Source organism: [Clostridium] symbiosum, from assembly GCA_036419695.1.
Lineage (GTDB): Bacteria > Bacillota > Clostridia > Lachnospirales > Lachnospiraceae > Otoolea > Otoolea symbiosa_A.
The window spans coordinates 1,270,725-1,285,268 of record CP143946.1; the positions used below are offsets into that span (position 1 = coordinate 1,270,725).

9 protein-coding genes are annotated in these 14,544 nt (G+C 49.7%); 8 read left to right on the forward strand and 1 reads right to left on the reverse strand.

The features are described from left to right. Positions 1–157 precede the first annotated feature (157 nt). The gene (locus tag V3C10_05900; GenBank protein WVP64579.1) at positions 158–1,510 is read right to left on the reverse strand and encodes an MATE family efflux transporter; all 1,353 of its coding nucleotides are present in this window, start codon (positions 1,508–1,510) and stop codon (positions 158–160) included. Positions 1,511–1,779: 269 nt separating this feature from the next. Here V3C10_05900 and V3C10_05905 point away from each other — a divergent pair, with 269 nt between their 5' ends. From V3C10_05905 to hemZ, 8 genes are all read left to right on the forward strand, one after another. Beyond that, on the forward strand, positions 1,780–3,069 hold the full coding sequence (locus tag V3C10_05905) for an aminotransferase (GenBank protein ID WVP63352.1): 1,290 nt from the start codon (positions 1,780–1,782) through the stop codon (positions 3,067–3,069). Between the two features lie 369 nt (positions 3,070–3,438). Beyond that, positions 3,439–3,873: a GtrA family protein gene (locus V3C10_05910; protein ID WVP63353.1), complete on the forward strand. Its 435-nt coding sequence runs from the start codon at positions 3,439–3,441 to the stop codon at positions 3,871–3,873. A gap of 16 nt (positions 3,874–3,889) precedes the next feature. After that, the gene (locus tag V3C10_05915; GenBank protein WVP63354.1) at positions 3,890–7,105 is read left to right on the forward strand and encodes a YfhO family protein; all 3,216 of its coding nucleotides are present in this window, start codon (positions 3,890–3,892) and stop codon (positions 7,103–7,105) included. Positions 7,106–7,192: 87 nt separating this feature from the next. Next, positions 7,193–7,717, forward strand: a complete 525-nt coding sequence (locus V3C10_05920; GenBank protein ID WVP63355.1) for an adenine phosphoribosyltransferase — start codon at positions 7,193–7,195, stop codon at positions 7,715–7,717. An 856-nt stretch (positions 7,718–8,573) separates the two neighbouring features. Next, entirely contained in the window at positions 8,574–9,548 is a 975-nt protein-coding gene (locus tag V3C10_05925) for a D-2-hydroxyacid dehydrogenase (GenBank protein WVP63356.1), read from the forward strand. A gap of 484 nt (positions 9,549–10,032) precedes the next feature. Then, complete coding sequence (locus tag V3C10_05930; GenBank protein WVP63357.1) at positions 10,033–12,318, forward strand: bifunctional (p)ppGpp synthetase/guanosine-3',5'-bis(diphosphate) 3'-pyrophosphohydrolase; 2,286 nt, start codon at positions 10,033–10,035, stop codon at positions 12,316–12,318. A 52-nt stretch (positions 12,319–12,370) separates the two neighbouring features. Next, a complete protein-coding gene (locus V3C10_05935; GenBank protein ID WVP63358.1) occupies positions 12,371–13,015 on the forward strand; it encodes an MBL fold metallo-hydrolase in 645 nt (214 codons plus the stop codon). After that, positions 13,012–14,475, forward strand: coding sequence for a coproporphyrinogen dehydrogenase HemZ (gene hemZ, locus V3C10_05940; GenBank protein ID WVP63359.1), 1,464 nt, complete (start codon positions 13,012–13,014; stop codon positions 14,473–14,475). The genes V3C10_05935 and hemZ overlap by 4 nt, the downstream gene beginning before the upstream one ends. Positions 14,476–14,544: the final 69 nt, after the last annotated feature.

Consider the following 14,544-nt stretch of genomic DNA (forward strand, 5'->3'; position numbering starts at 1 on the left):
CCAAAGAGCGGGGGCGTTTCCCGGAGGAACTTTTTCTGCCCGGATTCCCCACCCGCGACAACCTGCAACCCGGGACTGAAGACTCACACCCTCCCCTCACCATCCCGCCCCCCGACCGTCCCGGCGGCGTTCTCATTTCTCACTACAAATACATCCCTTATCGGGAAAGTGTCTTAATCTTTTTCACATAAATTCTCCTGAACAGAATCGTAGTCAGTGTGACGGAGATAAGTTCCGCCAGCGGGAAGGAGTACCACACAGCGTGGAGGCCCGCCACTTTGGCAAATATGTAAGCCAGAGGCAGGATACAGAAAAGCTGTCTGGCTACCGATACGACGAGGCTGTAGATTCCGTTGCCCAGCGCCTGGAAAACGGAGCCGAGAATGATGCAGTAGCCTGCAAACAGGAAGCTGGTGCTGATGATGCGCAGCGCCGGTGCGCCGACTTCCAGCATGTGATCGGAGGCGTTGAAAAGCATCAGCAGCCATTCCGGGAACAACTGGAAAATGATAAGGCCGATCAGCATAATTCCGATGGCGATGAAAGTGCTCAGTTTAATGGTATCCATAATTCTCTTCCTGTTTCCGGCTCCGTAGTTGTAGGCAACAATCGGAATCACACCGTTATTTAATCCGAAAATAGGCATAAAGATGAAACTCTGGAGCTTGAAGTAAATACCCAGGACGGAAACGGCCGTCTCGGAAAACATGATAAGAATTTTATTCATTCCAAAGGTCATGATGGAAACGATAGACTGCATAACAATGGAAGGAACACCTACCTCGTAAATCTTGGCGATGATGCGGCCATCGGGTCTGAATCCTTTTATCGAGAGCTGAACGTCATGATTTTTCTTTTTATTAAAAAGAATGGCAAGTATCATTGCGATAATCTGGCCCGTGACCGTGGCGATGGCGGCTCCCTGTATTCCGAGGCGCGGGAAACCGAGCAGACCGAAAATCATAATCGGGTCCAGGATAATGTTGATGATGGCTCCGGTGCCCTGTGTCACCATGCTGTAGATGGTCCGGCCGGTGGACTGCATGATTCTCTCAAATGTCATCTCCATGAAAATACCGAAGGAGAAAATCAGGCAGATGGTGAGATACTGCGTACCGTATTTAATGATTTCCGCGTTCTCCGTCTGGCTTGCAAAAAACAGATGTGAACCGAAGATTCCAATCAGTGCGAAAACAAGGTAGCTGACAAAGGCCAGAAATACGCCGTTGGCGGCAGAAAGGTTGGCTTCCTTCTGGCGCTTTTCACCGAGGGAGCGTGAGAGCAGGGCATTGATGCCGACACATGTTCCAGAAGACACCGCGATCATAAGGCTCTGGATTGGAAAGGCGAGCGAAACCGCCGTCAGGGCATTTTCGCTGATCTGGGCGACGAAGACACTGTCTACGACATTGTAAAGAGCCTGTACCAGCATGGATGCAATCATGGGAAGCGACATGGAAACCAGCAGTTTATTGACGGGCATGGTACCCATTTTATTTTCATTTGACATAGCTGTAGCTGACATTTTTATCCTCCTGTTAATTAGCGTGCTAACAATTACAGCATCCAGCATTATAGCATTCAGCAGGGAAAAAAGTCAATGTTATTATTATTTCACCAAAAAACGTCACATATTTATACAAAAATCCGCTTGTCAGGCGTTCTGCATTTATGCTATCATTATCTTACTGCTTTTCGGTGATTGTTTGGAAATAAATACAGGCTTGTGCCTGAGGGCCGGAAAACCAGATATTGGAATGATTAAGGAGGAATTTGAGGATGAAGCCATACAGCGAATTGACGAGAGAAGAGTTGTTGGAGCTTAAGAAAGACCTGTCTGCCCAGTACCATGCATTTCAGGGGAAGGATTTAAAACTTGACATGTCGCGCGGAAAACCCAGCGTGGAACAGCTCGATTTATCCATGGGAATGATGGATGTGCTGAGCAGTGACTGTGACCTGACATGTGAAGACGGCACAGACTGCCGTAATTACGGTGTACTCGACGGTATTAAAGAAGCGAAAGAGCTGCTTGGCGACATGATCGAAGTTCCGGCTGATAATATTATTATTTACGGAAACTCCAGCCTGAATGTTATGTATGACACGATATCGCGTTCCATGACTCACGGCGTAATGGGGAACACCCCGTGGTGCAAGCTTGATAAAGTGAAATTCTTATGTCCCGTACCTGGTTATGACAGACATTTTGCCATTACCGAATATTTTGGCATTGAGATGATTAATGTACCGATGACGGAAGACGGACCTGATATGGATATGGTTGAGAACCTCGTCTCCACCGATGACAGCATCAAAGGCATCTGGTGCGTTCCGAAGTATTCTAACCCAACCGGCAACTCCTACTCGGATCAGACGGTACGCCGTTTTGCAAGACTGAAACCGGCGGCAGCCGATTTCAGGATTTATTGGGATAACGCATACAGTCTGCATCATTTATATGATGATGATCAGGATAACCTGATTGAAATTCTGGCTGAGTGCAAGAGAGCGGGAAATCCGGATCTGGCTTACAAGTTTTCCTCCACATCCAAAATCAGCTTCCCGGGTTCCGGTATTGCGGCAATCGCAACATCCCACAACAACCTGGAAGATATCAAGAAACAGTTGAGAATGCAGACAATCGGCCATGACAAAGTGAACCAGCTCCGCCATGTCCGCTATTTCAAGAATATCCATGGCATGGTAGAGCATATGCGCAAGCATGCCGAGATTTTAAGACCGAAGTTTGAGGCAGTGGAGAATATTCTTGCCCGTGAACTTGATGGACTTGGAATCGGTACCTGGACTACTCCGAAGGGGGGATATTTCATTTCCTTCGATTCTCTGGACGGCTGTGCCAAAGATATCGTGGCAAAATGTAAGAAAGCAGGCGTTGTGATGACGGGGGCGGGCGCTACTTATCCTTACGGCAAGGATCCTCATGACAGCAATATCCGTATTGCTCCATCCTATCCGCCGCTTCAGGATCTTATCACCGCTACGGAACTGTTTGCTCTCTGTGTAAAGGTTGTCAGCGTTAACAAATATCTCAATGGGATGAAATAAGCTGCTTCTGAGCAATATGTGATATGATGAGATTGTATGGGCCTTGCCATGCCGGCGGCCCATACAATCTTTTTCGTTGAGTGGCAATGAAAAGTTCGCGATGCGTGCTTTTCATTACAATCAATGGCGTTCTTTGCCATTTCTGTGCATCGTGAAGCGTGTTATTGTTCACAGCGTAATGCGGTGTGAACAGTAACATAAATCTTACAAATTTCGTCAGGAAATGGTGTAAACCTTTACAAGAGAGACGGGCTAATATAGAATAAAGATAATTGTCCGGAATGCGGCGTCCATCTGTGAACCGCCTCGCAGAAAGACAAAGCGGTTGCGATAACCGGTATAAATAAGGGAAATTATGAGGAATCGGATATGTTAAATGAAAAAATGGGAAAACTGTGGGCAAGGTTCGTGAACCGTGAGACGGTCTCCTACTTTATTTTCGGCGTCCTTACGACGGCGGTGGACTGGCTTGTTTATCCGCTGATGAGATGGTTCGGCCATTCGGTTGCACTGTCTTCCATCGCATCCTGGGCGGCGGCAGTCATTTTTGCGTTTGTGACAAACAAGCTTTTTGTATTTCAAAGTTATACGTTCCGGCCGAAGGAGCTGGGCAAGGAATTTGTTTCCTTTGTCTCCTGCCGTGCGCTGACCGGAGCATTTACCGTGGCTGCCATGGTGGTAATCGTGGATGTGATGGGATGGAATGAATGGATTGGAAAAGTCGCAGTGTCGGCGTTATCGCTGGTACTGAATTATATATTCAGCAAGTTATTTATATTTAAAAAGACAGCGGAGAATAACTGACGTTTTGGAGGAACCTATGGACAGGGATGAAATATCCGGAATTTCCAAAGAATTTGAAGAAGTGTTGGAGCAGGTGTCGGCGGGAAGGCAGACGGCGCGGGAGAAGACGGAACAGCCCGGTATGAGCGGGGCTGCGACCGGACTGAGCGGGGCTGCGGTCGGACTCAGCGCTGTAAAGAGTGCGGAAACGCTTCAGACGGAAGAACAGCAATACGCTGCAAGGCAGGATATGAGGGAAGAGAAGATAAGGGAAGAGAATATGAACGGACAGAATAGGAGAGGGCGGGAACAGCAGGAACCGTCTCTGCAGAGTTCTGCGAAAAAACAGGAAACTGGACGTCCCGGCACGGGCAGGGTAAAGGCCTGGAAACAGCCGCGTGAAACGTCGGAGGAGGAACTTCTCTATATGGAAGAAACACCGGAACAGAAAAGCCTGCCGGAGTATCAGCAGACGTTTAAAATAGAAGAAGAACGCAGAATGCAGGAAGAACCGGGAATGCAGGAAGCGGCAGCCACCCGGGAAGAGATGGGTACACAGGAAGAAGGTTCGGATGAAGAGCCTTCTACGGAGAGTTACCTGTTTGAGGAGGATGAACAGGAGAGTTACCCGGATGAGGAGCATGAGGATCAGGAAGGTTCCGATGAATATTCCGATGACATGGAGGAAGAGCAAGAGGAAGAAGAGGAATTCCGTCCAGCCGTTTCCGGCGGGATTCTGCATCCTTCGGACGGACTGATTGCGGCATTTTTTATTCCGGTCATTGTCCTGGTTGTCATCTTTGCCCAGAGAGGGATATTCCCGTTTGGGCAGGAGAGTTTCCTTCGGACGGATATGTATCATCAGTATGCCCCGTTTTTTTCGGAGTTCCATCATAAACTGAGAAGCGGCGGCAGCCTGCTGTACAGCTGGGATATCGGCATGGGCGTCAATTTTGCGGCCCTCTATGCCTACTATTTGGCAAGCCCTCTCAACTGGCTTGTGATTCTTTGTCCGAAAGAATATATTATAGAATTTATGACGTACATGATTGTGTTTAAGACCGGTTTATGCGGACTCAGTTTTTCCTATTACCTGAAAAAACACAATCGGACCTCGGATTTCGGCGTGGGATTTTTCGGGATTTTCTATGCGCTTTCGGGATATATGGCGGCCTATAGCTGGAATATTATGTGGCTGGACTGCATCCTTCTGTTTCCGCTGATTATGCTGGGGCTGGAACGGCTGGTAAAGGAGAAAAAGGGGATGCTTTACTGCGTGACCCTGGGTCTTTCCATTTTGTCCAACTACTATATCTCCATTATGATCTGCCTGTTTATGGTGATCTACTTTATCTGTCTTTTGATTCTGGAGGGAAAGAGACGTGCAAAAGATTTCTTTATCAGTCTCGTCCAGTTCGGCGGTTATTCACTGATTGCCGGAGCGCTTGCGGCGTTCGTGCTGCTGCCCGAGATTGCGGCCCTTCAGACCACGGCCTCCGGGGATTTTAATTTCCCGAAAACGTACGAGATGTATTTCTCCATCATGGATATGCTGGCGCGCCATATCGGGAATGTGCAGACGGAGATCGGGCTGGATCACTGGCCTAATATCTACTGCGGCGTCGCCGTCTTTCTGTTCTTCCTTTTATACCTGGCGTGCAGAAAGATTCCGGTGAAGGAAAAGGCGGTCTACTGTGGGCTTCTGCTCCTGTTTTTTGCCAGCTTTTCCATCAATGTGCTGAATTTTATCTGGCATGGCTTCCACTATCCCAACAGCCTGCCGTGCCGTCAGTCCTTTATTTACATTTTCCTGATACTGTCCATGTGTTACCGTGCTTATATGTATCTGGGCGAGACGCCGAAGAAACATGTTGCCATTGCCTTCTGGGGCTCGGTCTGCTATGTGCTGCTGGCACAGAAGTTTATAAAAGACGAGGCCTACCATTTCATCGTATTTTATGTGGCAATCCTGTTTTTGGCGGTGTATGCGGGACTGATTTACTTTTATAAAAATCCCCGGCGTTCCCGGACCACGGCGGCGCTGCTTACGCTGGCCGTCGTGGCCGTGGAGTCGGCGGTCAATACAACGGTGACCAGCATTACGACAACGAGCCGTTCGGCTTATAAGTCTGACAATGAAGGCGTCATCGAACTGACGGAAAATCTTAAGACGGGGAATGGATTTTACCGCGTGGACAAGGTGGACGGTAAGACGAAGAATGACGGAGCGTGGATGAATTTTCCGTCCGTTTCGCTGTTTTCCTCCGTGGCCAGCGCCGATATGACCTCCTTCTTTAAGAACGTAGGATGCGAGGGTTCGACCAATGCATACAGCATAGTCGGAAGTACCCCTCTGATCGACTCCCTGTTTTCGGTCCGATATGCGCTGTACAACAACAGACAGTTAAATCCCAGAATCCAGCTTAAGGATTTTTCAGGTGAGACTTTCCTCTATGAAAATCCGTATACACTGCCGCTGGGCTTTATGATGCCCGATATCATGGAGACGGGATGGAAACTGGAACTTCCGAATCCGATCGACGTCCAGAACGACCTCTGTGACGCGCTGGATACGCCTCCTGTGTTTGAAACGGTGATGGGGGAGAATGACGGCGGCACGTTCAGTTTCACGCCTGAAAAAGACGGGGAATACTATATATATGTTATGAACCATCAGGTAAAGTCCGTAAAAATGGCAGCCAGGGAGGATATTAAGACCTTTGACAGCCTCAACCGCGGATATCTGATTGAGGTTGGCTACTGTAAAGCAGGAGAAACCGTTACGCTTGAAAATAAGGATAATTCGGACGGCCTGAATGCGGAGGCATACCTGTTTAAGGAGGAGGGGCTCAAGGCAATCTACGGGCGCCTGAACGCGAATCCGTTCATTCTCGGGGTATGGGACGACGATTATCTGGAAGGAAATATAGATGCCGGGGACGGCGGAACCATGTTCATGTCGATTCCATACGATAAAGGCTGGACGGCCCTGGTCGACGGCAATCCTGTGACAATAAAACAGATCTACGGAACCTTTTCGGGACTTGAGCTTTCGGCCGGACGCCATACGGTGGTTCTGAAATACATGCCGGAAGGGCTGAAGCTGGGAGCGGTTATCAGCGCCTCGGCACTGCTGATCCTGATTCTCCTGGCGGTGTGCGGCTGGATGTTCAGAAAAAAACGAAAGAAACCGACGCCGTATGACAGACTGGATGAAGAATGGCACGGAGAGTCGTTTCCGAACCGGAGATGAATAAGAAAACAGAAGAGATAATAAAAGAAAAAGAAGATAAGCATAGAAGAAAAGATAGAAGAGCATATAAAGAAGAGAGGCAGACAGATGAAAAAGTTAGAAGAATATGTAAGAAGCATTCCGGACTTTCCGGAACCGGGAATTATTTTCAGGGATATTACAACAATTCTCCAGGATCCAGACGGACTCCACATGTCGGTAGACAGGATTCTTAAAGATTTGGAGGGCGTTGACTTTGACGTGGTCGTGGGACCTGAGTCCAGAGGATTTATTTTCGGGGTTCCGGTTGCCTATGCGCTTCATAAGGGCTTTGTACCCGTAAGAAAGAAGGGAAAACTGCCATGCAAGACAGTTTCCATGGAATACGATCTGGAATACGGCAGCGCCGTAATTGAAATGCATGAGGATTCCATAAAACCGGGGCAGAAGGTAGTTATCGTAGACGACCTGATAGCCACCGGAGGAACGACGGAAGCAATTATCAAACTGATCGAAAAACTGGGCGGCGAAGTTGTGAAAATCTGTTTTGTAATGGAGCTGGCAGGTTTACACGGCAGAGACCGACTGGAAGATTATCAGGTGGATGCGCTGATTACGTATGAAGGAAAATAAGGATTTAATTGAGGAATGAGAACGCCGCCGGGACGGTCGGGGTTCGGGATGGTGAGAGGGAGGTTGTGAGTCTTCAGTCCCGGCTTGCAGGTTGTCGCGGGTGGGGAATCCGGGCAGAAAAAGTTCCTTCGGGAAACGCTTGCGCTCTTCGGAGTACATAACGGACACTAACCTCGTGAAAAACCTCGGTAAGTGCCGATGGACTCCAGGTTCCCTGCGGAATCTTTTTCTCCCTTCTTCCCCACAGGAAGGTTATGGCCCGGGACTGAAGACGCCGAGGTTTTCTCCATCCCGAATCCGGGCCTGCGGCCGCTGATCTGTTCTTATTCCTTCAAAGGGGGAGGAGGATCGTCGCAACCACTATGTTCCTCCGAATGCTTTAAAATATCTGCTATCCGGTCTCTGACTGGTTTGGTGAGATACCGTCAGACCGTAAAAGTATCGCAGCTTCGTAGTGGCCGCGACAGGGTCCTCCCCATTTAAGGTTAGAGACAATCAGCGTCCGGAGCGGACCATGTCCGGTGCCGCGAAAACCTCCGCCTGAGTCTTTTGTCCCCGGCGATAACCTGCCGGGGGAAGGAGGCGGAATCAATTGTGCAGGGGATATGGGAGTCCGCCGGTGCCTGGCGAGGTCTTTTCGAGCCTGGCACCGCTGCGCACTCCAAAAAGCGCGAGCGGTCCCCGTAACAATTCATTCCGGCCGGATTCCCCCCTTCACGACAACCTCCAATAAGGGACAAAAGACTCAGCCAGCCCCCTCACCACACCGGACATGGTCCGTTCCGGACGCGTCCTCCTCACCTCAGTTAAATCCCCATTTAAAATAATATCCTGAAAGGCCCAAAGGTGGACAAAGATGAAGAAAATCCTGGTAACGCTCCCGGTGACGGCGGAGCAGAAAAAACTGTATGCAGACACGGCTCCCGAAGCTGAATTTATCTTTTGCAGGAAAGAGGAAGTCACGGCAGAGATGGTGGGGAGCCTGACCGCAGTTATTGGAAATATCCCACCCTCCATGCTGGCGGAAAATCAGGCAATAGAGTGGGTCCAGTTAAACAGCGCCGGAACGGACGGTTACCTGGCGGAGGGGGTGCTGTCGGAGACGGCCGTCCTCACCAACTCCACCGGGGCATATGGCGTTGGTATTGCGGAACATATGACCGGCCAGCTCCTGATGCTTTTAAAAAAGTTTCCGGTCTATCTGGAAAACCAGAAATTACATATCTGGAAGGATGCCGGAACGGTTCGTTCAATCTGCGGATCCCGTATCCTGATCGTCGGCATGGGGGACATCGGAACAGAATTTGCCGTCAGAATGAAGGCGTTCGGGGCGTATGTGGCCGGACTTCGTCGCACCGTCAGGGAAAAACCGGCCTGTGTGGATGAGATGGATACAATAGATAATCTGGAACGGCAGCTTGCTCTCGCTGATGTGGTTGCCGTCTGTCTGCCCGGGACAAAGGAGACATTTCACATGTTTTCCGTCCGTCAGTTTGCGGCGATGAAAGAGGGGGCCGTATTTTTAAACGTGGGCCGCGGCAATGTTGTGGATACGGAGGCGCTTGTGGATGCGCTAAAGACGGGAAAACTGTCCGGGGCCTCCATTGATGTGTGCGAGAAGGAACCTCTGCCCGGGGAAGAGGAACTGTGGGACTGTCCCAATCTTCTCCTCACGCCCCATGTATCGGGCGGCTTCCACCTTAAGTACACCGTGGACCGAATCGTGGATATCAGCCTGAAGAATCTGAATGTATACATAAACGGCGGGGAATATCTGAGCGTCGTCGACAGGAGGACGGGGTATAAGATATCCGGATCCGTATCCGGTTAAAAAGCAGGGGTCCCGGCTGTGGGTATCCCGCATTCGGGAGGAAGTCCTGTATCCGGGGAGCTCCAGGGGGACAGACAGAGGGAACAGTTAGAGGAAACAATTGGAAGGAACAGTCAAAGGAAACAGAAGACGTGTATCTGAATAGAATAGACAGGTGAGGGAATAATCTAATTGTCACACAGTGCAAAAAAAGACAGGGTAAACGGCCGCGGCCGGAGTGTATAGCAGTTACTGTTCGCAGCGCAATGTGATGTGAACAGTAACGTATGGTAAAACAAACACGGATGAGAAAGCGACAAAACCTTGAAAGTCTTGCATTTTTTGACAAAAATATTTATAATAGTGATTATTCTGTTGTAGCTGCGCGGAAAAATGTATCCAATGAAGTCGAATTATGCGTTTTCGGGATGCCGGCCAGTTACATTTCTGTTAGGAATAGATAAACCGACGGGGAAAGCCGCCCGGAGGCCAGGAGGCAATGTATATGGGAAGTTTGGAAATAATTAAAAAACTGGATCAGGAGATAGAAGCGCCGGCTGACTTTACAAGTCCCGAGAAGCTCTATCAGGAACTGATAGCCAGCATTCGCAAGTATCATCCGTCGGATGACATCTCGATGGTGGAGAAAGCATACGATATTGCATATAACGCCCATAAAGAACAGAAGCGGAGATCAGGTGAACCTTATATCATTCACCCTCTTTGTGTTGCCATTATACTGGCCGATCTGGAGCTTGACAAGGAGACGATCGTCGCAGGCATCCTGCACGATGTCGTTGAAGATACGGTGATGACGGAGGAGGAACTGACATCCATTTTCGGGGAAGAGGTTGCCCTTCTGGTGGATGGCGTCACAAAGCTGACCCAGATTTCATGGTCCATGGATAAGGTGGAGATCCAGGCCGAGAATCTCCGGAAGATGTTTCTCGCCATGGCGAAGGATATCCGCGTTATCTTAATCAAACTTGCCGACCGCCTTCACAATATGCGGACGCTTCAGTATATGAAGCCGGAGAAGCAGAAGGAGAAGGCAAGGGAGACGATGGATATTTATGCGCCTATCGCCGACCGCCTCGGTATATCGAAAATCAAGACGGAGCTGGACGATTTGTCCTTAAAATACCTGGAGCCGGAAGTTTATTACGATCTGGCGGAGAAGGTGGCCCTTCGGAAGGATGCCAGAGAGGCATTTGTACAGGGCATCGTGAGCGAGGTGAAGAGCCATATCGACGATGCGGGCATTGAGGCGAAGGTGGACGGCCGCGTCAAACATTTTTTCAGTATTTATAAGAAGATGGTAAACCAGGATAAAACCCTGGAACAGATATATGATTTGTTTGCAGTGAGAATTGTTGTGGAGACGGTGAAAGACTGTTATGCGGCCCTGGGCGTCATCCATGAGCTGTATAAGCCGATTCCGGGACGTTTCAAGGACTATATTGCGATGCCGAAGCCGAACATGTACCAGTCCTTACATACGACGCTTATCAGCAGCAACGGCCAGCCCTTTGAGATACAGATCAGGACGTTTGAGATGCACCGTACCGCGGAATACGGTATTGCGGCCCACTGGAAGTACAAGGAGAGCGGCAGCGGCCAGACCGCGTCGGACAGCGCGGAGGCCAAACTCGCATGGCTGCGCCAGATTCTGGAATGGCAGCGCGACATGTCAGATAACAAGGAATTCCTGAGCCTCTTAAAGAGTGACCTGGATCTTTTCACCGACAATGTATACTGTTTTACACCGACCGGTGATGTCAAGAACCTGCCGAGCGGCTCCACGCCGATTGACTTTGCCTATTCCATCCACAGTGCCGTCGGCAACAAGATGGTAGGGGCCAGGGTCAACGGAAGGCTGGTCAACATCGACTACGTGATCCAGAACGGAGACCGCGTCGAGATTATCACGTCCCAGAATTCCAAGGGACCGAGCCGGGACTGGTTGAAGCTTGTTAAGAGCACACAGGCGAAGAACAAGATCAACCAGTGGTTTAAGACCGAGTTGAAAGAAGACAACATCATGCGCGGACGCGACCTGATCGACAAGTACTGCCGTGCCAAGGGTGTTAACTTTTCAGATATCAACAAGCCGGAATACACGGAGAAGGTCATGAAGCGCTATGCCTTCAAAGACTGGGATTCCGTTCTCGCCTCCATCGGCCACGGCGGCCTGAAAGAGGGCCAGATCATCAACAAGATGCTGGAGGAGAGGAATAAGAAGCTTAAGAAGGAAGAGACGGATGAGGCGATTCTGGACGGCATCAGCAGCGAGGGCAGCAAAGTGCCTGTGCTGGCGGCCGGTAAATCCCAGAGCGGTATCGTGGTAAAGGGAATCCACGATTTGGCCGTGCGTTTCTCCAAGTGCTGCAGCCCTGTGCCGGGAGATGAGATTGTCGGTTTTGTCACCCGAGGAAGGGGAATCTCCATCCACAGGACGGACTGCATCAACGTGATCAATCTTCCGGAGGAGGAGAGGGAACGTCTGATCGACGCCGAATGGCAGCAGCCGGAAGGTTCCACCGGTAAGGAAAAGTATTCAACGGAAATCAAGATATTTGCCAATAACCGTATCGGGATGTTTGTCGATATCTCAAAGGTATTTACGGAGCGGCAGATTGACATCACCTCGATGAATGTCAGAACCAGCAAACAGGGGAAGGCGACCATCATGATGGCATTCGACATCCATGGAATCGAGGAGTTAAATAAGCTGACGGATAAGCTGAGACAAATTGAAGGAGTGCTGGATATAGAGAGAACTGCGGGGTAAACTGGCAGTTTTCTCTTTCTATCTAAGAAGACGGTGAAAGGCGGACATGGAATTGGAGATTACAAGACTGGTAGTAGGAATGGTGGAAACCAACTGTTATATTGCAATGAACCCTGAGAATAAAGAAGCGGTTATCGTAGATCCTGGGGATAACGCAGCGAAAATCGCCGAGGCATGTGGAAAACTCGGGGCGGCGGTAAAGGGGATTTTACTGACGCACGGCCACTTCGACCACGTGATGGCAATGGAGGAGCTGCGTCTGAAATATAAAGCGCCCGTTTACGCATCCGAACAAGAGGCGGAGATCCTGGCGGATCCCGATAAAAACCTTTCCTGCCAGTTTATGGGCGGCGGCATTCAGTTAAAGGCGGACCGGCTTTTAAAGGACGGAGAAGAATTTGATCTGATCGGATACCGGTTCAGGGTGATACACACACCGGGCCATACCTGCGGTTCCTGCTGTTACTATGTGGAATCGGAGCATGTGCTGTTTGCCGGGGATACCCTGTTTGAAGGCTCATACGGAAGAATCGATTTCCCGACCGGCAATTCCAGGGATATGGTGAATTCGGTTGCCAATATCCTGTTTGCGCTGCCGGACGGCACCGATGTCTATCCGGGCCATATGGGCTATACGACAATCAAAGATGAAAAGAAATACAATCCGCTGGCCGGATACAGAGGGAGAACATTATGATAGCAATTTTGCTGGATGATAATTCCTTCGAGCAGGATATCAGGGAGCTTCTGATGGCCTTTTACCCGGGTGAAGCGTTTACCCATAAAAGGGAGGAATCGGACGCGGCAAAATTCCTTGTAAAAGGGGGAAGGAACGGCGTTACCTTTGACCTCTCCATCGAGGACAACGAGGGACCGATGGAGGAGAGAACCATCCATTTCGCCTCCGTCAGACCGGATTTTACCAGCCGGTTTGAGACGAAGAACCTGATTAAGCGGACACTTTACGGCTTACTGCGCACCCGCACGGGAAAAGAGCTTCCCTGGGGAACGCTGACCGGAATCCGTCCTGCCAAGATCGCAATGACAAAGCTTCTGGAAGGACATGACGAAGAGTGGGTCCGCGGCTACATGAAGGAAACATACTATACAAGCGATGAGAAGATTGAACTGGCTCTTGCTGTGGCAAAGAGGGAGATCGAACTGCTTGCGCCTGTGGATTATAAAAGGGGATACAGCCTCTACATTGGGATTCCATTCTGCCCGACCACCTGCCTTTACTGCTCTTTTACCTCTTTCCCGATTGGAAAGTGGGAGGGAAAGACAGGTCTGTATCTGGATGCCCTGTTTAAAGAGATGGATTATGTTGCGGACAGAATGAAGGGACGCCCTCTGGATACCATTTATTTTGGCGGAGGGACGCCGACTTCCTTAAGCCCCGAAGATCTGGAAACGCTCCTTAGAAGACTGGAAACCACCTTTGATACGGCCCATGTGCAGGAATTCACCGTGGAAGCGGGCAGGCCCGATAGCATTACGAAGGAAAAGCTGCAGGTGCTGAGAAACCATGGAATTACGAGAATTTCCATCAATCCTCAGACCATGAACCAGAAGACGCTCGATCTCATCGGCCGCCGCCATACGGTGGAGGATGTGAGGGAGAAGTTCCACCTGGCCCGAGGGCTGGGATTTGATAATATTAACATGGACCTCATCGTCGGCCTTCCGGAAGAGACCATCGATGATGTGAAAAATACAATGGAAGAAATAAAATCGCTGGCTCCGGACAGCGTCACCGTACACTCCCTGGCAATTAAGAGAGCGGCCAGGTTAAATATGTTCAAAGAGCGGTATGGTGATTTGAAGATTGTGAATACACAGGAAATGATAGATATGACTGCCGATTACGCCCACGGGATGGGGCTGTATCCCTACTATCTGTACCGCCAGAAAAATATGGCCGGGAATTTTGAGAACGTAGGTTATGCCGCCCCGGGAAAAGAATGTATTTACAATATCCTGATCATGGAAGAAAAGCAGACGATCATGGCCTGCGGCGCGGGCACCACGACCAAGGTGCTTTACCCGTCTGAGAACAGGATCGAAAGGGCTGAGAATGTCAAGGATGTGGAGCAGTACATCGAACGCGTCGGCGAAATGTTCGGGAGAAAAGAAAAACTGATTGCAGTCATGGAATAAATGAGATGAATAAATGAGATGAAAAAGTGCTTGCAAAATTACCAATGTCTGCTACTATGGTTTTTAGAC

What these genes read in the sequence shown, in the direction of transcription:
- V3C10_05900 (WVP64579.1), bottom strand. Translation starts at nt 1,510, where the DNA reads ATGTCAAATGAAAATAAAATGGGTACCATGCCCGTCAATAAACTGCTG.
- V3C10_05905 (WVP63352.1), top strand. Translation starts at nt 1,780, where the DNA reads ATGAAGCCATACAGCGAATTGACGAGAGAAGAGTTGTTGGAGCTTAAG.
- V3C10_05910 (WVP63353.1), top strand. Translation starts at nt 3,439, where the DNA reads ATGTTAAATGAAAAAATGGGAAAACTGTGGGCAAGGTTCGTGAACCGT.
- V3C10_05915 (WVP63354.1), top strand. Translation starts at nt 3,890, where the DNA reads ATGGACAGGGATGAAATATCCGGAATTTCCAAAGAATTTGAAGAAGTG.
- V3C10_05920 (WVP63355.1), top strand. Translation starts at nt 7,193, where the DNA reads ATGAAAAAGTTAGAAGAATATGTAAGAAGCATTCCGGACTTTCCGGAA.
- V3C10_05925 (WVP63356.1), top strand. Translation starts at nt 8,574, where the DNA reads ATGAAGAAAATCCTGGTAACGCTCCCGGTGACGGCGGAGCAGAAAAAA.
- V3C10_05930 (WVP63357.1), top strand. Translation starts at nt 10,033, where the DNA reads ATGGGAAGTTTGGAAATAATTAAAAAACTGGATCAGGAGATAGAAGCG.
- hemZ (WVP63359.1), top strand. Translation starts at nt 13,012, where the DNA reads ATGATAGCAATTTTGCTGGATGATAATTCCTTCGAGCAGGATATCAGG.